Origin of the sequence: Streptomyces sp. NPDC007991, assembly GCF_042958445.1 — a bacterium.
In the GTDB taxonomy this organism is placed as follows: domain Bacteria; phylum Actinomycetota; class Actinomycetes; order Streptomycetales; family Streptomycetaceae; genus Streptomyces.
Genome location: NZ_JBIBJD010000016.1, coordinates 51468 through 70613 on the forward strand (window position 1 = coordinate 51468; position 19146 = coordinate 70613).

At 71.9% G+C, this 19146-nt stretch carries 19 protein-coding genes and 1 pseudogene; 13 read left to right on the forward strand and 7 right to left on the reverse strand.

Annotated elements, in window-relative coordinates; genetic code table 11:
• Positions 1 to 55 precede the first annotated feature (55 nt).
• Complete coding sequence (locus ACFZDA_RS35700; protein WP_391089688.1) at positions 56 to 979, forward strand: NAD-dependent epimerase/dehydratase family protein; 924 nt, start codon at positions 56 to 58, stop codon at positions 977 to 979.
• A gap of 105 nt (positions 980 to 1084) precedes the next feature.
• Here the strand turns inward: ACFZDA_RS35700 and ACFZDA_RS35705 are convergent, their stop codons facing one another.
• Positions 1085 to 1525, reverse strand: a complete 441-nt coding sequence (locus tag ACFZDA_RS35705; RefSeq protein WP_391089690.1) for an SPW repeat protein — start codon at positions 1523 to 1525, stop codon at positions 1085 to 1087.
• A gap of 184 nt (positions 1526 to 1709) precedes the next feature.
• Between ACFZDA_RS35705 and ACFZDA_RS35710 the strand changes: the two genes are divergently transcribed.
• Both ACFZDA_RS35710 and ACFZDA_RS35715 read left to right on the forward strand, forming a co-directional pair.
• Positions 1710 to 1928 carry a hypothetical protein gene (locus tag ACFZDA_RS35710; protein ID WP_391089692.1) on the forward strand — a complete coding sequence of 73 codons (219 nt, stop codon included), beginning with the start codon at positions 1710 to 1712 and terminating at the stop codon, positions 1926 to 1928.
• A 135-nt stretch (positions 1929 to 2063) separates the two neighbouring features.
• On the forward strand, positions 2064 to 3287 hold the full coding sequence (locus ACFZDA_RS35715) for a serine hydrolase (protein ID WP_391089694.1): 1224 nt from the start codon (positions 2064 to 2066) through the stop codon (positions 3285 to 3287).
• On the opposite strand, the gene ACFZDA_RS35720 is transcribed toward ACFZDA_RS35715, so the two are convergent.
• Together ACFZDA_RS35720 and ACFZDA_RS35725 are read right to left on the reverse strand one after the other, a co-directional pair.
• Entirely contained in the window at positions 3284 to 4348 is a 1065-nt protein-coding gene (locus tag ACFZDA_RS35720) for an acyl-CoA dehydrogenase family protein (protein ID WP_391089696.1), read from the reverse strand. The genes ACFZDA_RS35715 and ACFZDA_RS35720 overlap by 4 nt on opposite strands.
• Before the next feature lie 68 nt (positions 4349 to 4416).
• Positions 4417 to 5529, reverse strand: coding sequence for an ABC transporter substrate-binding protein (locus tag ACFZDA_RS35725; RefSeq protein ID WP_391089698.1), 1113 nt, complete (start codon positions 5527 to 5529; stop codon positions 4417 to 4419).
• A gap of 88 nt (positions 5530 to 5617) precedes the next feature.
• Between ACFZDA_RS35725 and ACFZDA_RS35730 the strand changes: the two genes are divergently transcribed.
• The 3 genes from ACFZDA_RS35730 (at position 5618) to ACFZDA_RS35740 (ending at position 8044) form a co-directional block, all read left to right on the forward strand.
• Entirely contained in the window at positions 5618 to 6055 is a 438-nt protein-coding gene (locus tag ACFZDA_RS35730) for a MarR family transcriptional regulator (protein WP_391089700.1), read from the forward strand.
• Between the two features lie 162 nt (positions 6056 to 6217).
• Positions 6218 to 7108, forward strand: coding sequence for a glycoside hydrolase family 19 protein (locus tag ACFZDA_RS35735; RefSeq protein ID WP_391089702.1), 891 nt, complete (start codon positions 6218 to 6220; stop codon positions 7106 to 7108).
• A gap of 27 nt (positions 7109 to 7135) precedes the next feature.
• A complete protein-coding gene (locus ACFZDA_RS35740) occupies positions 7136 to 8044 on the forward strand; it encodes an oxidoreductase (protein ID WP_391089704.1) in 909 nt (302 codons plus the stop codon).
• 4 nt (positions 8045 to 8048) lie between these two features.
• On the opposite strand, the gene ACFZDA_RS35745 is transcribed toward ACFZDA_RS35740, so the two are convergent.
• Complete coding sequence (locus ACFZDA_RS35745; RefSeq protein WP_391089705.1) at positions 8049 to 8507, reverse strand: pyridoxamine 5'-phosphate oxidase family protein; 459 nt, start codon at positions 8505 to 8507, stop codon at positions 8049 to 8051.
• Positions 8508 to 8657: 150 nt separating this feature from the next.
• Between ACFZDA_RS35745 and ACFZDA_RS35750 the strand changes: the two genes are divergently transcribed.
• On the forward strand, positions 8658 to 9053 hold the full coding sequence (locus tag ACFZDA_RS35750; RefSeq protein WP_391089707.1) for a VOC family protein: 396 nt from the start codon (positions 8658 to 8660) through the stop codon (positions 9051 to 9053).
• 43 nt (positions 9054 to 9096) lie between these two features.
• Positions 9097 to 10200, forward strand: coding sequence for an adenosine deaminase (locus ACFZDA_RS35755; protein ID WP_391089709.1), 1104 nt, complete (start codon positions 9097 to 9099; stop codon positions 10198 to 10200).
• Here the strand turns inward: ACFZDA_RS35755 and ACFZDA_RS35760 are convergent.
• Together ACFZDA_RS35760 and ACFZDA_RS35765 are read right to left on the reverse strand one after the other, a co-directional pair.
• Complete coding sequence (locus ACFZDA_RS35760) at positions 10164 to 10679, reverse strand: DUF664 domain-containing protein (protein WP_391089711.1); 516 nt, start codon at positions 10677 to 10679, stop codon at positions 10164 to 10166. The genes ACFZDA_RS35755 and ACFZDA_RS35760 overlap by 37 nt on opposite strands.
• A gap of 326 nt (positions 10680 to 11005) precedes the next feature.
• Positions 11006 to 11953, reverse strand: coding sequence for a LysR substrate-binding domain-containing protein (locus ACFZDA_RS35765; RefSeq protein ID WP_391089713.1), 948 nt, complete (start codon positions 11951 to 11953; stop codon positions 11006 to 11008).
• A 109-nt stretch (positions 11954 to 12062) separates the two neighbouring features.
• Between ACFZDA_RS35765 and mgrA the strand changes: the two genes are divergently transcribed.
• Complete coding sequence (gene mgrA, locus ACFZDA_RS35770) at positions 12063 to 13055, forward strand: L-glyceraldehyde 3-phosphate reductase (RefSeq protein ID WP_391089715.1); 993 nt, start codon at positions 12063 to 12065, stop codon at positions 13053 to 13055.
• 66 nt (positions 13056 to 13121) lie between these two features.
• Here the strand turns inward: mgrA and ACFZDA_RS35775 are convergent, their stop codons facing one another.
• The gene (locus ACFZDA_RS35775) at positions 13122 to 13505 is read right to left on the reverse strand and encodes a nuclear transport factor 2 family protein (protein ID WP_391089717.1); all 384 of its coding nucleotides are present in this window, start codon (positions 13503 to 13505) and stop codon (positions 13122 to 13124) included.
• Positions 13506 to 13841: 336 nt separating this feature from the next.
• Here ACFZDA_RS35775 and ACFZDA_RS35780 point away from each other — a divergent pair, with 336 nt between their 5' ends.
• The 4 genes and pseudogenes from ACFZDA_RS35780 (at position 13842) to ACFZDA_RS35795 (ending at position 19136) form a co-directional block, all read left to right on the forward strand.
• Complete coding sequence (locus ACFZDA_RS35780; RefSeq protein WP_391089719.1) at positions 13842 to 14252, forward strand: hypothetical protein; 411 nt, start codon at positions 13842 to 13844, stop codon at positions 14250 to 14252.
• A gap of 46 nt (positions 14253 to 14298) precedes the next feature.
• A complete protein-coding gene (locus ACFZDA_RS35785; protein WP_391089720.1) occupies positions 14299 to 16632 on the forward strand; it encodes an FHA domain-containing protein in 2334 nt (777 codons plus the stop codon).
• A gap of 9 nt (positions 16633 to 16641) precedes the next feature.
• Positions 16642 to 17175, forward strand: a pseudogene (locus ACFZDA_RS35790) (hypothetical protein); the annotation flags it as partial.
• 974 nt (positions 17176 to 18149) lie between these two features.
• Positions 18150 to 19136: a protein kinase gene (locus ACFZDA_RS35795; protein WP_391089722.1), complete on the forward strand. Its 987-nt coding sequence runs from the start codon at positions 18150 to 18152 to the stop codon at positions 19134 to 19136.
• The last annotated feature ends 10 nt before the right edge of the window (positions 19137 to 19146 follow it).

Sequence of the window (19146 nt, forward strand, 5' to 3'; positions counted from 1 at the left end):
CCTGCCGGTCCCGCCCCGATGTCACATCAGGGCCCGTCCGATCCGTCGCAAGGGCATGACGACGATCCAGAAGAACCAGAGCATCCTCCTCGCCGGCGCGAGCGGCGTCCTCGGCCGGCACCTCACCCGCGCCCTGACCGAGGCGGGCCACAAGGTCACCGGACTCGGCCGCAGCCCGGACAACGGCGTCCGCGCCGACCTCATGGACCGCGACGCGACTCTGCGCGCCGTCGACGGACACCACTTCGACACCGTGATCCACGCCGCGACCGCCCTGCGCAAGCCCCCCATGCGCGACCGCGACATGTTCGCCACCGACGCGCTGCGCACCGAGGGCACGGCCCACCTCGTCGAAGCCGCCCAGGTCACCGGCGCCCGCCGCTTCGTCGTGGAGTCGATGGTCTTCGGCTACGGCTACGGGGACCACGGCGACCGCCCGGTCACCGAGGACGACCCCTTCGGCCCGCGCGGCAGTACCCCGCAGCGGGAGCGGCACATCACGGCCATGCGGACCAAGGAGCGGCTCGCCTTCGAGACGGCGGCGCTGGACGGCGTCGCGCTCCGCTTCGGCCTGTTCTACGGCCCCGGCGGCACCGACGCCCTGCTGCCCCTGCTGCGCAGGCGACAACTGCCCGTGCCGGCCGACCGCGGCCGGGTGCTGCCGTGGGTGGAACTCACCGACGCGGCCCGCGCGGTGGTCGCCGCGGTGGAACGCGGCCGGCCCGGGCAGGCGTACAACATCGCCGACCGCACCCCGCTCGGCTTCCGCGCCCACGTCGAGACCGTGGCCGGGGTGTTCGGACTGCCGAAGCCGATGACCGTGCCGCTGTGGCTGATGCGACCCATGTCGTACGCCCACACGATGATGTCGTCGCGGCTGGTGGTCTCCTGCGCCAAGGCGGAACGCGAGCTGGGGTGGACGCCGCGATACCCGTCCAGCCGTGACGGCCTCGCCGCGATGCGGTCGGCGGGCCGCTGATGCCGGGGGACGCACGGCGTGCCCGAAGGGCCGGGAGGCCACGGGGCGGACATGGAGAGGCCGGTCCGGAATGCGGACCGGCCTTCGGGTTTCCTTCCGGTGGGGCTACCGCCTCGTAGATGCCTTCACCGCGGTGGCGGTGCACGCCAGACCCAGAATCACGGCCAGCGCACCGATGACGACGTTGTTCCACACGACGCCGGCGTCCGGACTGTCGCCGACGACCCACGGCGAAATGATCATCCACACCCCGAGTGCGCACATGGCCCAGCTCAGGCCGTACATGCGCTCCGGAGCGCGAGTGAACCCGAGCGCCAGCAGGCCGATCGCGATGCCCATGATCAGGTTGTGGGTCACGAGCGGCGGCTGGCTGGTCGTGTAGTGGACTATCCACGGGGAGGCCGCGCAGTACAGACCGAGCAGGAACACCGGTCCGTCCACGAGCGCCACATCGCGACCACCGAGCACACGGGCGTACCGTTCCCGCATCTCGGAGGCATCCGGGTGGCTGGTGATGTCACCCCTGGTGTGCGAGACGTTGGCCATGACTCGTCTCCTTCGTCTTGCAGGGCGACCGCGTCTGGTGGGGTGTGCGGTTAGCGCCGACTAAGCACATTCTGCTCTTATTTTTTCCTTATGTGTAGAGCTTGGTAAAGGCTTGAACTTCTACCGGGCGGTACATGTCCGGGGGGATCCGGGGCAAGCGGATGTAGAGGACAGTGATCGATCGATGCCGCCGGCCGGCGGCGCGGGACAGGGGAGGGCAGCGGAGGTGTCTGCGGCCATCGGCGCGAAGGTGTTGGAGCGGTTCCCGGCGGGGTCTCCGCGCGGATCATGGCCGGCGGAGGAGTACGCGGCACGCCGCCGCGCCGAGGGTGAACCGGCCACCGTCGTGATGGACCTGGAGTCGGACGCGTTCCTCGTGGTGGTTCCGTCGGACGAGGACTGAGACGAGGACTGAACGGACCTCGGTGTCGACGAGTGCCTCCGGCATCCCGCGCCAACGATCAACCCGGGAGCCCGCGTTGGGCGTCATCCGCACCGAGGGGCAGCCCTGCCCCTCGGTGAACGGAAGGCGGACATCATGAGGCAGCGGGCTTCGCGCACCCTCTCATTCGGACTGGCCGTGGCGTTATGCGCCGGAGCGGCGGCACTCGCCCCGTCCGCACACGCGGCACAGTCGCCGCGCGGCCACGAGGCGACCCGGACGGCGCTGCGTGATCTCGTCGAGAAGGGCGGACTGCCCGGCGTGGCCGCCAAGGTCCAGGACCGCGAGGGGAGTTGGTTCGCCCAGGCCGGCCACGCCGACACCGCCACAGGGCGCGAACGTTCCCCCGGCGACCACTTCCGCGGGGCCAGCATCACCAAGACGTTCGTCGCGACCGTCCTGCTCCAGCTGGAGGCGGAAGGCAGGCTGAGCCTCGACGACACCGTCGAGCGATGGCTGCCGGGCCTGGTGCGGGGCAACGGCTACGACGGCGACGAGATCACGCTGCGGCAGCTCCTCAACCACACCAGCGGCATCGCCAACTACACCGACGACCCGGCGTTCCTCCACGACGCCGCCGGTCCCGGCTTCCCGGAGCACCGCTACGACACGCACACGCCCGAGGAGCTCGTGGCGATCGCGCTGAAGTACCCGCCGCTGCCCGACCCGGAGACCAAGCCGGTGTACTCCAACACCAACTTCGTCATCGCCGGGATGGTCGTCGAGAAAGTGACGGGCCGCTCGTACGCGCAGGAGATCACCCGCCGTGTCGTCCGGCCCCTGAAGTTGCGCGGCACATCCTTCCCCGGCACCTCACCCCACATGCCGAAACCCCACCCCGTCGGCTACTCGCGGCTGCATCAGGAGGCCCCGGACGCCCCGGTCCACGACGCCACCGAACACAACATGACCTGGCTGGGCGCGGCCGGCGACGTCATCTCCACCGGAGGCGACCTCAACCGCTTCCAACGAGCCCTGCTGAAGGGCGAGTTGCTGCCTCCGAAGCAGATGGAGGAGATGCTGGTCGAGGTGCCCGCGGGCGGCGGGCTCGGATACGGGCTCGGGGTCGAGTTCGCGCAGCTGTCCTGCGGTGTGAAGGTCGTGGGCAAGAGCGGCCGTACGAACGGCTCCCTGTCCGCGATGGTCGGCACGAAGGACGGGACACACCAGCTGACCTTCAACATCAACGGCGACTGGCTCCCGGACCCGTCGCTCTACACCGACGTGATCGAAGCGGAGTTCTGCGGCAGCATCCCGTCCCGCACGGCCAAGCCCCCGACGCCGCCCCGGCTGGGCCAGGGCCTGTCGTTTGGATCCTAGCCGGACGCCAGCGCGCCGAGGTGCGCCCGGCGTGACTCGGCCGTCTGGGCCTGCACCAGCAGGAACATCCCCTCGCGTGCCAGCCGCTGCGCCCGGCTGTCCAGGGCCATGGACCGGCCGCCGCCGGCCACGATCGCCGCGGTCGTGGCCGCCCGCAGCACGGCGAACGCCCGGGTCTTCAGCGCCAGCCGTTCCGCGACGCACTCGTGCGGTACGGGATGGTCGGCCAGGGCGTAGGCCTCCCGTCGCACTTCGTCGAGCCTGGCCCGCAGCGCCCGGGCCGGCTCCCGGCCGTCCGGGGTGTCCGCCACCAGGTCCAGCGCCGCGCTCGCCACCCCGAACACGGCCGGACTGGTGTTGGCGGCCCTGGGCAGGTCGATCAGGGCGAACTGCTCCTGCGGGGTGCGCAGCACGACGGCGTCCTGCGGCACCGACAGGCCGTCCAGCTCCAGGGAGACCGTACGGGCGGCGGTGAGGGCCGCGAGCCGCATCGGCGCCGACGGACGCATCCCCGGCTGTTCGCGGGCTTCGGCGACGACGAACAGCACCTCGGCCGTGTCCGTCATACCGGCCAGCAGCATCACGTCGTTCAGACCCCAGCCCGTGTACCAGGGCACCGTGCCCTCGAAGCGCCAGCCGCCCCGCTCGGGAATCGCCCGCACGGGTACGCGGGGGAAGGCGCGGACGTGCGCGTACGCGATGCCGGCCAGCGACTCGCCGGTCGCCAGCGGGCGCAGCAGCCTCTCCCGGGCCGGCGAGTCGTAGGCGGCGAGCAGCTTCACCGGCGTGTGGTGCTGTGTCTGCACGAACCATGTGGAGCAGCACGCCCCCGCCAGGATCTCCGCGACCTCCCGCGCCACGGCGACGGGCGCGTCCGCCCCGCCGTACTCCTTCGGCGCGCCCAGCCCGAGCAGCCCCGACCGTCGCACCGCCTCGATGTGGCCCGCCGGCACCCCCTCCTGGTCGACGCGCTCGGCGTGCGGGACGAGGAGATCGCGCGCCAGTCGCTGGGCGCGGGTGACGAGGGGGTGGGGCGGCGAGGCGAGGGGTGTGGCGCTCATGGGACTGATTCTCGCGGTCGCGCGGCGCGGGGGTGCCGCCCCCGGGCTGTGTCGTTCGCCCCAGCCCGTCAGGGATGCGCGCCGCGCAGATCCAGTTCCGTCAGCACGTCGAAGTCGAGCCCGTCGGCGCGTGCCAGGTAGATGCGCTGGCGGACATGGCTGTCCCGCAGGTGCAGCAGCCCGCGCGGGCCCTCGTACGACACCGCGCCGGCCGCCGCACCGATCGCCGACACGTCCAGCGTCCCGGCCCGCTTCAGCAGCGCGGCCAGCAACAGCACGCCCTCGTAGCAGGACTCGCCGAGACTGCCCAGGGCGGGTGCCTCGACGCCGTAGCGGGACGCGTACTGCCCGTGGAAGTCGAGGGTGTCGCGGTTGGCCAGCGAGGCGAAGAACCCGGCCGTGCTGTAGAGGTCCTCGGTGGCCGCCGGGCCGCTCGCCATCAGCATGTTCTCGTCCATCAGCGTGCTCAGCCGCAGACAGCGCGCGTGCAGGCCGTGCGCCGCGAACGCCCGGTTGAAGCGCACCGCGTCGCTGCCGACGAGCAGCATCAGCACCCCGTCGGCGTCGGAGCGCTCGATGCCGCGCAGCACCGGCTCGAAGTCGTCGGTGCCGAGCGGGAGATAGACCTCGCCGGCGACGGATCCGCCGGAGGCGTGCGCGTACCCGCGGGCCGCCCGTGCCGTCCGCCGCGGCCACACGTAGTCGTTGCCGACGACGAACCACCGCCGCACCCCGCGCTCGCGCGCCAGCAGGTCCATCGCGGGCCGCAGCTGGTCCCGCGGTGTCTCGCTCGTCAGGAACACGCCCGCCGTGTCCTCACCGCCCTCGTACAGCGCCGTGTACACGTACGGGACGCGGTGCGCGATCCGCGGTGCCAGTGCCTGGCGCACCGAGGAGATGTGCCAGCCCGTGACGCCCTGCACGACACCCAGATCCACCAGCGCCTCGACCTGGCGGGCGACGGCACGGGGCGCGCCGGAGCCGTCGACCGGCACCAGCTTCAGCTCCCTGCCGAGCACGCCGCCGTCCCGGTTGACCTCCTCGGCGGCCAGCCGCGCGCACAGTTCACAGGTGGGCCCGAAGATCCCGGCCGGCCCCTGCAACGGGAAGACGAGCGCCACACCGAGGACGGAGTCGTCGGCCGTGAACCACTCGGGCGCGGGGAGGTCGTGCCGGAACATGGCGTCATGATTCCGGCTCCCCCGTACGAACTCCAGTGCGTCTCCTAGGATGGACGCACTTCCTGTCGCAACAGGCCCTAGGAGCAGGATGCCCAGCCCGACCCCGCGCCGGCCCGACGAACTGGTGCACCTGCTGACGCGGGCCGAGCGGCTGTTGGCGCGGCGGTTGCAGGCCGTGCTGGAGGAGGAGGGCTGCTCGCTCGACGCGTGGCGGGTGCTGACGCTGCTGTCCGACGGCGAGGGGCACCACATGACGGCGATCGCCGAGGCCGCCTTTCTGCCGCCTCCGACGCTGACCAAACTGGTCGACCAACTCGTCGACCGGAACCTCGTCCACCGCCGGGTCGACCCGTTCGACCGCCGTCGCGTCCTCGCCCACCTCACCCCTCGCGGCCAGGAGTACGGGCAGCGGCTCGACCGCGCCGTGCGCGCCGGCTGGCCCCCGCTCGGCGAGGGCGACGACGAACTGCTGCGGTCCCTGCTGGACCGACTCGCCGCGACGCTGGCGGAGTCGGCACAGGTGTGAGCTGCTGAGCAGAGCCTGGCGCCCATGACTGGTCTACACCCTTGACTGGTACAGACCAACGCGGTTGAGTGTGCCCCGACCACCCCCCACCACGGCCGCTCCACGGCTGCGCTTCACCCTGCCTCGCCGGGTGCGGCCGTGTCCCGCAAAGGAGTTGATCCCGTGTCGAGACGCCGCGTCTGTGCCGTCCTGGCCGCCTTGGCCCTCGCCGGCACCGCGCCGGTGTTCCTGCCGGCCACCAGCGCCTCCGCCGCCGCCTGCTCCAGCTATCCCACCTGGGTGGCGGGCAAGTCCTACGCCGCCGGCGACATCGTCCGCTACACCGACGGCAAGGCCTACAGAGCCGAGCACGCCAACCCGGGCTACGACCCCACCATCAGCACCTGGTACTGGGAGCCCTACGCCTGCGACAGCGGCCCGGGCACGCCCGACGCGCGCTTCGTGGTGACCGAGGCGCAGTTCAACCAGATGTTCCCGAACCGGAATCCCTTCTACACCTACAGCGGACTGACGGCGGCCCTGAGCGCCTACCCCGGCTTCGCCACCACCGGCAGCGACACGGTGAAGAAGCAGGAGGCCGCCGCCTTCCTCGCCAACGTCGGCCACGAGACGGGCGGGCTGGTGCACGTCGTGGAGCAGAACACCGCCAACTACCCGCACTACTGCGACTGGAGCCGGCCCTACGGCTGCCCGGCCGGCCAGGCCGCCTACTACGGGCGCGGACCGATCCAGCTGAGCTGGAACTTCAACTACAAGGCCGCGGGCGACGCGCTCGGCATCGACCTGCTGAACAACCCCTGGCTGGTCCAGAACGACGCGGCAGTCGCCTGGAAGACGGCCCTGTGGTACTGGAACACCCAGACCGGCCCCGGCAGCATGACCCCGCACAACGCCATGGTGAACGGCGCCGGATTCGGCCAGACGATCCGCAGCATCAACGGCTCCCTGGAGTGCGACGGCAAGAACCCGGCGCAGGTGCAGAGCCGCGTGAGCAACTACCAGCGGTTCACGCAGATCCTCGGCACGTCACCGGGCGGAAACCTTTACTGCTGATCGCGAGCCGTGTGTGAGACTCCGTCGGTGAACTCACAGACGATCACCGCGGACGCCGCGGGCACCTGGAAACTCGGCGACCTGCCCGTCCACCGCCTCGGCTTCGGCGCGATGCGGCTGACGGGCAGTGCCGCCTTCCATCTCGGCACTCCGAGTGACCGCGACCGGTCGATCGCCGTCCTGCGTCAGGCGATCGACCTCGGCGTGAACCACATCGACACGGCCGCTTTCTACTTCTCGTCGCTGCGCTGTGCCAACGAACTCATCAACAGCGCGCTGGCGCCGTACCCCGACGACCTGGTCATCGTCACCAAGGTGGGCCCCTACCGGACCTACGACGGGCAGTGGGGCACCTCGGCCCGCCCCGAGGACCTGCGCGGGCACGTCGAGGAGAACCTGCGCCGGCTCGGCCGCGACCACCTGGACGTGGTCAACCTGCGCCGGATGCCGAAGTACGACTCGATCGCCGAGCACTTCGGCGCCCTCGCGGAACTGCGCGACGCCGGGCTGATACGCCACCTGGGCATCTCCAACGTCGAGCCCCGCCATCTCGCCGAGGCGCAGGCCATCGCGCCGGTCGTCTGCGTGCAGAACCGGTACGCCCTCGACCGGCCCGACCCTGTCACCGACGAACTGCTGCGGATCTGCGGCGAACAGGGCATCGCCTTCGTGCCGTTCTACGCCGTCGCCGGCGAGGGCGGCGAGCGTGGCGCCGTCACCGCCCACGACGAGGAGGTCCGCGCCGTGGCCCGGGCCCACGGCGCGAGCCCCGCACAGATCCGCATCGCCTGGACGCTGCACCAGGGCCCCCACGTGCTCGCCATCCCCGGCACGGGCAACCCCGGCCACCTCACGGAGAACGTGGCGGCGGGCGCGATCCGCCTCACGGCCGGTGAACTGGACCGGCTGAACGGGCTGCGACCGGCGGCCGGTTGACCGGTCAGACCACCCAGGCCCCGTCCCGCATGAGATGCCGGCGCGGCAACTCGTGCGCCTCGCACCAGGCTTGCGCCGCGCGCGGCCGCACCCGGAAGAACGCGTACGACGCGTGGTCCTCGCGCGGATCCCAGCCGGTCTTCGCGCGGAACGCCTCGGCCGCCGCCGACGGCACCCGGGGCGTCGTGAAGGTCTCCACGTCACCGTCGACGAGCACGACGTCCCGGGTGTCCCCGAAGGCCAGCCGGGCGCGCCGGCCGTCCCGCAGATTGCGGCCGGTGGGATTGGTCAGCCGAGTGCACAGCCACACGGCCTCGTCGTGCCATACGAACCACAGCGGCACCAGGCGCGGCACGCCCTCGGTGTCGGCCGTGGCGACCCAGATGTCGGTCTCCCGTTCCATACGCTCCAGGAGGTCCGCCTTGCGCTGCCCGGGCGTGCGGGACGGCTCGGTGATCTTCATGGCCGGGACGCTAGCGCGTGGCCGGGCGGAATGCCTCGGGCCGGGGGCGTAGGCCGCGGACCTAGGCCGTCGCACGACCCCAGGCTGTTTTGCCTCCCGCGAGTGTTACGTATAACCTCTCCCGTCAACCACCCGCTCCGAGAGGCTCTGATGCGACGTATCGCCCTGGTCACCCTCGTCGTCGACGACTACGACGAGGCGATCCGCTACTACACCGAGGCCCTCGGGTTCCGGCTCGCCGAGGACGCCCTGCGGCCCGACGGGTCGCGCTGGGTCGTCGTCGAACCCGGGAGCCCGGGCACGGGCAGCGGTCTGCTGCTCGCCCGTGCCGAGGGGGAGGCGCAGACCGGCCGGGTCGGGGACCAGACCGGCGGGCGGGTCGGGTTCTTCCTGCACACCGGCGACTTCGCCCGCGATCACGCCCGGATGACCGCCTCGGGCGTCACGTTCCTGGAGGAGCCGCGGCACGAGCCGTACGGAACCGTCGCCGTCTTCCAGGACCTGTACGGCAACCGCTGGGACCTGCTCCAGCCCGCCACCGACTAGCACTCCGATTCCTGCCGAGTACGCACTGCCGAGGAACACGCACATGACCGCGCCCCGCATCGACACCGACACCGACACCCTCCGCCGGCTGCCCAAGGCCGTCCTCCACGACCACCTCGACGGCGGCCTGCGCCCCGCGACGGTCGTGGAGCTCGCGGACGTGGTCGGCCACACCCTGCCCAGCACCGACCCCGACGAACTCGCCGCCTGGTACTACGACGCCGCCAACTCCGGGGACCTGGTGCGCTACATAGCGACCTTCGAGCACACCCTCGCCGTCATGCAGACCCGCGAGGGCCTGCTGCGCACGGCCGAGGAGTACGTGCTCGACCTCGCCGCGGACGGTGTCGTCTACGGCGAGGTGCGCTACGCACCGGAACTGATGGTCGCGGGCGGGCTGACCCTGCCCGAGGTCGTCGAGACCGTGCAGGAGGGGCTCGCGGCCGGCATGGCCAAGGCGGCGGCAGCCGGGACGCCCGTGCGGGTCGGCACGCTGCTGTGCGGGATGCGGATGTTCGACCGCAGCCGGGAGATCGCCGACCTGGTCGTCGCGTTCCGGGACGCGGGTGTCGTCGGCTTCGACATCGCCGGTGCCGAGGACGGCTTCCCGCCCGCCGACCACCTCGCGGCCTTCGAGCACCTGCGCCGCGAGAACGTGCCGTTCACCATTCATGCCGGGGAGGCGCACGGCCTGCCCAGCATCCACCAGGCCCTCCAGGTGTGCGGCGCCCAGCGCATCGGGCACGGGGTGCGCATCACCGACGACATCCCCGACCTCGCGTCGGGCAAGCTCGGCCGTCTCGCGGGCTGGGTGCGCGACCGGCGTGTCGCCCTGGAGATGTGCCCGACCTCCAACCTCCAGACCGGCGCGGCGACCTCCATCGCCGAGCACCCGATCACCGCGCTGAAGGACCTCGGCTTCCGCGTCACCCTGAACACCGACAACCGGCTCGTGTCGGGCACCACGATGACCCGCGAGATGTCCCTGCTGGTCGAGCAGGCGGGCTGGACCGTCGAGGACCTGCGCACGGTCACCGTGAACGCCCTGAAGAGCGCGTTCCTCCCGTTCGACGAGCGGAACGCGCTCCTGAGGGACGTCGTCCTGCCCGGCTACGAGGCCGCGCTCTGCAGCAGTCCCCTGAGGTAGGCGGCCTGCCCGATGTGCTGGAGATCGTCGGACAGGACGCTGACCAGCCGGACGCCCAGGGTGACCGGCGGGTCCCAGCGCTCGTCGACGACGCGCTCCAGATCCTTGGCCGCCAGGCCGCGCAGGGCTTCGAGGGTCTGGTCGTGCACGGCGTCGTAGTAGCCGGTCAGCATCTCGCCGGAGTCCACCCGGACCTTGGCGACCTTGGCCGGGCTGTGGCCGTAGCCCGTGTCGTGCCGGGACAGGCCGAGGCCGAAGCGCTTCTCCCAGTCCTGGGACAGCCACACCTGGTCGAGGCCGAAGGCGTCGGCGACGTGGTCGTCCTGGACACGGGTGAGGTGCCAGACCAGCCAGGCGATGGAGTTGGTGTCGGGGGAGGGGCGGGCGCTCAGCTCGTCGGGCCCGAGGCCCTCGACGGTGGCGTGGACTTCTTCCCGGATGCGGTTGTAGCCGTCGATGAGGATGTCCTTCGCATGCATGCCTCCACCATCGCGCATCACCGCGCCCGCTGCGCACCTGTGGTTCTCTGTGGCGAGCCCGCCGTCTCCGGCGGCGGGCTGGCGGTGTGCGGTGGCGTGCTCGCCGACTTCCGTGGCGGGCCGGCCGTCTGCGGTGGCGCGCCTGCCGTGTGCGGTGGTGTGTCCGTGGCCTCAGGTGACGCGCCCGCGACCCCCGGTGGGGCTCGCCGTCTCCCGTGGCGTGCTCGCCGTCTTCTGTGGCGTGCTCGCCGTCCGCGGTGTGCGGTGGCGTGACCGTGGCCTCAGGTGACGGCGCCCGCGATCCCCGGTGACGTGCCGCCGGCTTCCTATGTCATGCCGACGATCCCCGGAGTGCCCATGGCTTCCTCTGCCGTGCCGGTGTTCCCCGGCGACGCGCCCGTGGACTCCAGCAGCGCCATCAGCGCGCGGGCCGCCGGGCTCGTGGCCTGGCGGGGCGGTAGCAGGGCCACCGTCTCGTAGACCGCCTCGCCGGTTCCCTTCACCGGCAGTGCGGTCAGGGAGGCGCGTTTGTGTGCGAAGTGCCGGGGCACGACCGCGACGCCGAGGTTCTCGTCGACCAGGTCGAGAAGGGTGTGCACGTCGTTCACCTCCAGGGCCACGGTCCGCCGTACGCCCGCCGCGGCGAACACCGTGTCGGTGGTGCGGCGCGGCCCCCAGTCCGGGTGGAAGTCGACGAACACCTCCCCGCCCAGTTCCTCCGGCGTGACGGCCGCACCGGCGGCGGCGAGCCGGTGGCTGGAGTGGCACAGCAGCGTCATCGGCTCACTGCTCAGCGGCACCGACCGCAGCTGGTCGCTGTCCGCCTGCGTCCGCACGGCGAACGCCAGGTCGAGCCGCCCGGCCGCGACCTCCTCGGCCAGCGCGCCCGACCCGGCCTGCCGCAGGCAGATCTCCACGTCCGGATGCTGGTGCCGGAAGGCGGCGAGCAGCCCCGCGACATGCACCCCGGCGATGCACTGCTCACTGCCGAGCGCGAGCATGCCGCGCAGGACGCCCTGCACCGCCGCCACCGCCTCGTGGGCGGCGCGCACCTGCGCCAGGATCCGCTCCGCCTCACCGAGCAGCGCCCGTCCGGCCGGGGTGAGCGTCACCCGGCGGGTCGTGCGCACGAAGAGCGGCGTCTGGAGCTCCCGCTCCAGTGCCCGGATCGAGGCCGACAGGCCGGACTGGGAGACCAGGAGCCGCTCCGCCGCCCGGGTGAAGTGCTGGTCCTCGGCGACCGCGACGAAGTGCTGCAAGTGGCGCAGTTCCATGACTGAGAAGCGTAGCCGCTGAATTCCATCGGATTCTTCTGTTGGACGCATGGGAGCAGGTCACGACAGAGTGGATCCGGTTTCCTCCCGACCGAGCCAAGGAGTCGCGTTGTACACCGCACACCCCGACCGCTACGCGGACATGCCCTACCGGCGCACCGGACGCAGCGGCCTGAAGCTCCCCGCGCTCTCGCTCGGCCTGTGGCACAACTTCGGCCCGGACCGGCCGGTCGAGACCCAGCGGGCCATCCTGCGCCGCGCCTTCGACCTCGGTGTCACCCACTTCGACCTCGCCAACAACTACGGCCCGCCGCCCGGCGCAGCCGAGTCCGCGCTGGGCGAGTTCCTGAAGTCGGACTTCGCGGCCTACCGCGACGAGCTGGTCATCTCCACCAAGGCCGGCTATCTGATGTGGCCGGGCCCGTACGGTGAGTGGGGCTCGCGCAAGTACGTACTGTCCTCCCTGGACCAGAGCCTTACACGGATGGGCCTGGACTACGTCGACATCTTCTACTCGCACCGTCCCGACCCGGAGACTCCCCTGGAGGAGACGATGGGCGCCCTGCACTCGGCCGTGCAGCAGGGCAAGGCGCTGTACGTCGGCATCTCCAACTACTCCGCGGAGCAGACCCGCGAGGCCGCCCGCATCCTGGGCGAGCTGGGCACCCCGCTCCTCATCCACCAGCCGCGCTACTCGATGCTGGACCGCCGCCCCGAGGACGAGGGCCTGCTGGACGCCCTCGACGAGCTCCAGGTCGGCTCCATCGTCTTCTCCCCGCTGGAGCAGGGCCTGCTCTCCGCCCGCTACCTCGACGGCATCCCGGAGGGCTCCCGGGCCGCGAGCGACAGCCCCTTCCTGAACTCCGACGCGGTGACCGAGGACCTGGTGGGCCGGCTGCGCGAGCTGAACGGCATCGCCGAGTCGCGCGGCCAGACCCTGGCCCAGATGGCGCTCGCCTGGGTGCTGCGCGGCGGCCGGGTGACCTCCGCGCTGGTCGGTGCGAGCAGCCCGCAGCAGCTGGAGGACAGCGTCGGAGCCATCGGCAACCTTGCGTTCGACGCGGACGAGCTGGCCCGGATCGACGCGGTCGTCAAGCGGTAACCGCCCTCGCCTGCCCGGGGGCGGCGGCCGCCCCCGGTGACAGGTTCATCGCCAAAGCCGCTGGTCTCACACCCCGGCGGGCACCCGGTCGAGGAACCCGAGCACGGCCCTGATCCGGCCCTGCTCGTCCAGTGTGATCACATCCGACCCGGCCACCGGTGCCGAGCCGTCGGCCTCGCTCACCAGCTCCCACGAGAAACGCGCGGTCCGGTGGTGCCCGTCGACGGCACCGGCGAGCCGGAACACCAGCCCCGGGAACTGCTCGCGGGCCGCCGCGATCAGCGCCGCGATCTGCTCGTGGCCGCGGACATCGGCCAGGGGATCGGTGTAGCCACCGTCCTCGGTCCAGGCGGCGGCGACCGCCTTGGCCCGGGCCGCCGGGTCCTCGGCGTTCCAGGCCTCGAGATAGCGTGCGACGGCGTCCTCGTAACGGGTGGCGGGTGCGGACATGGCGATCAGCCTCCAAAGGATCGTGCGTGCTGGTCAGACCCCGGATCACCGCTCGCGGCGAACCGGCACGGACCACCCTGCCCGCACCCGGCGGGACCGTCGATTACCTCCGGAGTCATACCCCCTGGAGACTGCCCGCAGGGTTTCGGCCAACTCGGGCTGTGAATATGCCAGGAGACTGGCCGGAAAGACATGGTGACAGTGATTCAGTAGTGAACATACTGACCAGCGAGAGCGCTTCACTTCGAGCGACGGCGCCCTCACGCACAGCACGCGAGCCGCAGGACGGGCAAGGCCGGGCAGGCAGGCGGGCAGGGCGCGACGGGGGAGGGTCACGTGCACGACGAGTTTCTGTGCCATGTCACGGCGTACGGAGTCTGCGACGGCCGCCGCATCGGAGTCCCGCTGGGTACCTACCGGGCGCCGACCCTCGCCCTCGCCCTGTGGTGGCTGCGCGACCGCGCCTCCTGGATCGCCCAGCGCCTCGACCCCCAGCCCGACGCCGAGCACTTACCGCCGGGCGCGCTCGTGCCGGTCGCCGAGACCGTGCCCGACGTGCCCACCCTGCTGCGCGCCTGGTGCGCCGACCCGGGCCAACAGGAGCGGGTCGCCGAGGAGTTGGCGGCCGGACGGCTGGTGCGCATCGCCACCAGCGACGACACCACCGAGTACGAACTGCTCGCCGAGTCCGTGGACGCCCTGCGGATGCAGCGGACGGCCCCCGCTCTGGGTGTACCCGTGGCCTGAGTCGCTCGCCGAGTCATACAACAGGCAAATCGGTAGAATCTTGGTCATGGCGCAGTCGTCGGTAACACCAGAACTCGTCCTGGAGACCGAGACGGGCTCTACCGTGATGATCCCGGGCCGCGACTACCACGTCGGACGCGACCCTATGAGCGACATCGTCATCGACGACGACCGGGTCTCCTGGCACCACGCGGTACTGAGACCCGACGACGGGCACTGGACCATCGAGGACGAGAACAGCACCAACGGCACCTACGCCGACGGCCGCCGCATCCACGAGTGGGACGTCGGCCCCGGCAGCGTCATCCGCCTCGGCAACCCGGCCGACGGACCGCGCGTGGTCCTGACGGGCCGCCGCCCCGCACCAGCCCCGGAACGCCCCTCCGCCGTCTCCATGCCGGCCATGACGGGCACCTACCGGCAGCCCACGACCGTGCGGCCGCTGCCCGCCCGCACCGTCCGCATCGGCCGCGCCACCGACAACGACCTGGTCATCGACGACCTGGTGGTCTCCCGCCGGCACGCCGAACTGCGCGCCCTGCCCGACGGGACGTACGAGATCACCGACCTCGGCAGCCACAACGGCACGTACCTCAACGGCAGCCGCGTCACCAGCGCTCCCGTCGGTCAGGGCGACATCGTCGGCATCGGCCACTCGGCGTTCTGCCTCGTCGGCGACCAGCTCCAGGAGTACGTCGACACCGGTGAGGTCTCCCTCGACGTGCAGGACCTCGCGGTGAGCGTCGACCGGGGCCGCAAGACGCTGCTCGACCACGTGTCGTTCCCGGTGGGGGAGAAGTGCCTGCTCGCCGTCGTCGGCCCGAGCGGCGCCGGGAAGTCCACGCTCCTCAACGCCCTCACCGGACAGCGGCCCGCCGACCACGGCACCGTCCTCTACGACGGCCGCGACCTCTACCGCGACTACGCCGAGCTGCGCCAGCGCATCGGCCTCGTCCCGCAGGACGACATCCTGCACGCCCAGCTCACCGTCCGCAAAGCCCTCTCCTACGCCGCCGAGCTGCGCTTCCCGCAGGACACCGCCAAGGCCGAACGGCGCGCCCGAGTCGACGAGGTGATCCGTGAACTGGGCCTGGAACAGCGCGCCGACCAGCCCGTGCACAGCCTGTCCGGCGGCCAGCGCAAGCGCGTCAGTGTGGCCCTGGAGCTGCTGACGAAGCCGTCGCTGCTGTTCCTCGACGAACCGACCTCCGGACTCGACCCCGGCATGGACCGCTCGGTGATGCACATGCTGCGCGGCCTCGCCGACGACGGCCGGACCGTCATCGTGGTCACCCACAGCGTGCTCAGCCTCGACGTGTGCGACCGGCTCCTCGTGCTCGCGCCCGGCGGGAAGATCGCCTACTACGGGCCGCCCGAGGACGCCCTGGCCTACTTCGGTTTCGAGCAGTGGCCGGAGGCCTTCGAGGCCTTCGACCGGGACACCGACCGGGACTGGGCCGGGGACTACAGCACCTCGCCCTTCCACGGACGGTACGTCGCCGACGCCACCGCCCAGCCCCAGCTGCCCCGGTCCGGCCCCGTCGTCATCACCCCGCCGCCCCGGCCGCGCAGCCGGGCCGCCCAGCTCGGCACGCTGGTGCGGCGGTACACGTCCGCGCTCAGCGCCGACCGCACCTTCCTGATCATCATGATCGCCCTGCCGTTCGTGATGGGCATCATGGCGCGGGCCCTGGCGGGCGGCAAACTGACCCTCGACACGGCGATGAACGCCCTGCTCATCCTGTGCGTCGGCGCGGTGCTCACCGGGGCCGCCAACGCCGTGCGGGAACTCGTCAAGGAACGGGTGATCTACCAGCGGGAGCGGGCGGTGGGCCTGTCCAGATCGGCGTACCTGATGTCCAAGGTCGTCGTCCTGGGCGTCATCACCGTGCTCCAGGCGGTGGTGCTGACCCTGGTCGCCCTGCTCGGCGTGGACCTCAACGCACCCGGCGGCGAAGGCGTGCTGATGCCGCCCCTGGTGGAGATCACGGTCGCCGTCGCCCTGCTGGCGTTCACGGCGATGATGCTCGGCCTGTTCATCTCCGCGCTGGTGCGCAAGGAGGAGGTGACGATGCCGCTGCTCGTGCTCATCGCCATCGTCCAGGTCGTCTTCTGCGGTGCCCTGCTGAAGCTGGACGGTGTGCCCGGGCTCGAGCAACTGGGCTGGCTGGTGCCCGCGCGCTGGGCCCTGGCGGCGATGGCCGGCACCGTCGGGCTGGGCCGGATCGTGCCCGGCGACCTGACCAAGGATTCGCTCTTCGAGCACTCTGCGGGCACGTGGCTGCTCGACGTCGGGATGCTGCTCGTGCTGTCGGTGCTCTTCGGCTTCCTGGTGTCCCGGCTGCTGCGCCGCCACGAACCGGCCGTGATGCGGAAGTAGGCAGCGCCTGTGACGACTCCTGGATTCCGGCCCACGCACGTGGTCCCGCAGAACGGGATGCCCGCCTGGGAGGCTCCCGACCCGTCCCGGCCCACGGTGGACCTGGACCCCCTGCTGCCAGTGCAGTTGCTGGAGCGGCAGGGCGACTGGGGGCACGTGCTGTGCTTCAACGGCTGGTCGGCCTGGGTCGACGGCCGCCGCCTCGTCGCCGTACCGCAGGATCCCCCCGCCGCGGACGGGCCGCTCACCCGCAGCGCCGATCCGCGTCCGCTGCTGAGCCGGACGCAGGAGGCCCTGGCGCGCTACCGGTCCGCGGTCGAGGACCTCGCGGGCGGTTCGGACCGGGAGTCCTTCCACACCCGCACCCACGGACTGCGGATCGGCGTCGTCGTCGACGGCGAGTCCGTGTGGCTCTACGACGCAGCGCACGGGCACTGGGTGTACGCCGACGGCACCCGGGCGACCCCGTACGCGACGGACGAGACACCCCGCTCCGACCCCGAGCCCCACCCGGCCCCGGCGCGCACACCGACCCGGGTCGTCCCCGCGGAGGCCGTCGAGCAGCCACCCCGGACCGAACAACCGCCCCCTCCGCCCCACGTCGCACCACCGGATCCCCCTCGGGCGGCGTCTCACGAGTCGCCGGAGCCTGTGTCGCCGGGGGGCGCCCAGCCGCCCCGGGTTGTGTCGCCTGAGTCCGCGGAGCCGACGCGGGTTGTGTCGCCTGAGTCCGTTGGGCCGGGACGGGCCGTGTCTCCTGAGGCCGACGAACCGGCGGGTGTGTCGCCCGAGTCCGTCCGGCCGGAAGGGGTTGTGTCTCCCGAGGCCCCCGAGCCGACACGGGTTGTGTCTCCGGAGGCGCCCGAGCCGACACGGGTTGTGTCTCCGGAGGCGCCCGAGCCGACACGGGTTGTGTCTCCGGAGGCCCCCGAGCCGACACGGGTTGTGTCTTCTGAGGACCCCGATTCCACGCGGCTGGTGTCGCCGGAGACGTCCGAATCCCCTCGGGCTGTGCCTGCCGGGGCGTCGGAGCCGACGCGGTTCGTGTCTCCCGAGGCTCCCGATCCCACGCGGGTGGTGTCATCGGAGGTTCCTGAGCGCTCTCGGGCCGTGCCTCCCGCGGCTCCCGCGCCCACCCGGGCGGTGTCACCCGAGGCGCCTGAGCCCCCTCGGATCGGCTCTCCTGAGGTCCAAGAGCCGCCACGGAACGCGTCGCCCGAGGTCCAAGAGCCGCCACGGATCGCGTCTCCCGAGGCCCCCGAGCCCACACGCTCCGCGCCCCCAGAGGCCCCCGAGCCCACACGGACCGCGTCCCCCGAGACCCCCGAGCCCACAAGGGTCGTGTCTCCAGATGCGCCGGAACCGACGCGGGGCGTGTCCCCCGAGGCGCCGGCCACGCGGGTCGTGTCCCCGGAGGGGGACGGCGAGGCGGCTTTGGACGAGGAGGTCGAGGCGTCGCCCGCTCGGGGCGTGGGGGCCGAAGCCACCCGGATCGTGTCGCCCGAGGGTGACGTCCGTTGAACCGCGAGACGAGTCTGTTCTCGGGGCGGCCTTCCGAGCTGGTCGGGCAGCAGATCGCCGGGTACCGGATCGAGGAGGAGATCGGGCGCGGCGGCATGGCCGTGGTCTACCGGGCCCGGGACCTGCGCCTGGAGCGCACCGTCGCGCTCAAGCTGCTCGCCCCGGAACTCGCCCGCAACGACACCTTCCGGCGCCGCTTCACCTACGAGTCCCGGGCCGCCGCCGCGATCGACCACCCGCACATCGTGCCGGTCTTCGAGGCGGGCGAGACGGACGGCGTGCTGTACATCGCGATGCGGTTCGTCGCCGGCAGCGATCTGCGTCATCTCCTGGACCGGGAGGGCCCGTTGCCGCCCGCCACCGCCGTACGCGTCGCCGCCCAGGTCGCCTCCGCGCTCGACGCCGCTCACGAGCACGGGCTGGTGCACCGGGACGTCAAGCCCGGCAACATCCTGGTCTCCCGCGGCACCGACAGCGACCACCCCGAGCACGTGTACCTCACCGACTTCGGCCTGACGAAGAAGTCGCTGTCACTGACCGGCTTCACCACGGTCGGCCAGTTCGTCGGCACCCTCGACTACGTCGCCCCCGAGCAGATCTCCGGCAAGCCGGTCGACGCCCGCTGCGACGTGTACGGCTTCGCCTGTGTCGTCTTCGAGATCCTCGCCGGCCACCCGCCCTTCCTCCGGGACGACGACATGGCCCTGCTGTGGGCCCACCAGTACGACGACCCGCCGCCGCTGACCGAGTCCCGGCCCGACCTCCCGTCCCCGCTGGACGCGGTGTTCGCCAAGGCCCTGGCCAAACGCCCCGACGACCGCTACCCCTCCTGCCTCACGTTCGTCGCCGCCCTGCGCGCCGCGACGGCCGGGATCGGATCCGGCGCCGGTCCCGCCCCCGCGCGGATGGGCCGGCCGCCGGGGGAGGAGGGGCCGAAGCCACCCCCGCGCTGGGCCGAACCGGTCTTCGTGCAGCGGACGTAGAGCGGCGGGC

Coding starts and splice junctions, on each gene's coding strand:
- ACFZDA_RS35750 (WP_391089707.1), top strand. CDS start 8,658: ATGCGACGTATCGCCCTGGTCACCCTCGTCGTCGACGACTACGACGAG.
- ACFZDA_RS35765 (WP_391089713.1), bottom strand. CDS start 11,953: ATGGAACTGCGCCACTTGCAGCACTTCGTCGCGGTCGCCGAGGACCAG.
- ACFZDA_RS35725 (WP_391089698.1), bottom strand. CDS start 5,529: ATGTTCCGGCACGACCTCCCCGCGCCCGAGTGGTTCACGGCCGACGAC.
- ACFZDA_RS35785 (WP_391089720.1), top strand. CDS start 14,299: ATGGCGCAGTCGTCGGTAACACCAGAACTCGTCCTGGAGACCGAGACG.
- ACFZDA_RS35755 (WP_391089709.1), top strand. CDS start 9,097: ATGACCGCGCCCCGCATCGACACCGACACCGACACCCTCCGCCGGCTG.
- ACFZDA_RS35730 (WP_391089700.1), top strand. CDS start 5,618: ATGCCCAGCCCGACCCCGCGCCGGCCCGACGAACTGGTGCACCTGCTG.
- ACFZDA_RS35700 (WP_391089688.1), top strand. CDS start 56: ATGACGACGATCCAGAAGAACCAGAGCATCCTCCTCGCCGGCGCGAGC.
- ACFZDA_RS35720 (WP_391089696.1), bottom strand. CDS start 4,348: ATGAGCGCCACACCCCTCGCCTCGCCGCCCCACCCCCTCGTCACCCGC.
- ACFZDA_RS35710 (WP_391089692.1), top strand. CDS start 1,710: ATGCCGCCGGCCGGCGGCGCGGGACAGGGGAGGGCAGCGGAGGTGTCT.
- ACFZDA_RS35705 (WP_391089690.1), bottom strand. CDS start 1,525: ATGGCCAACGTCTCGCACACCAGGGGTGACATCACCAGCCACCCGGAT.
- ACFZDA_RS35745 (WP_391089705.1), bottom strand. CDS start 8,507: ATGAAGATCACCGAGCCGTCCCGCACGCCCGGGCAGCGCAAGGCGGAC.
- ACFZDA_RS35760 (WP_391089711.1), bottom strand. CDS start 10,679: ATGCATGCGAAGGACATCCTCATCGACGGCTACAACCGCATCCGGGAA.
- ACFZDA_RS35715 (WP_391089694.1), top strand. CDS start 2,064: ATGAGGCAGCGGGCTTCGCGCACCCTCTCATTCGGACTGGCCGTGGCG.
- ACFZDA_RS35775 (WP_391089717.1), bottom strand. CDS start 13,505: ATGTCCGCACCCGCCACCCGTTACGAGGACGCCGTCGCACGCTATCTC.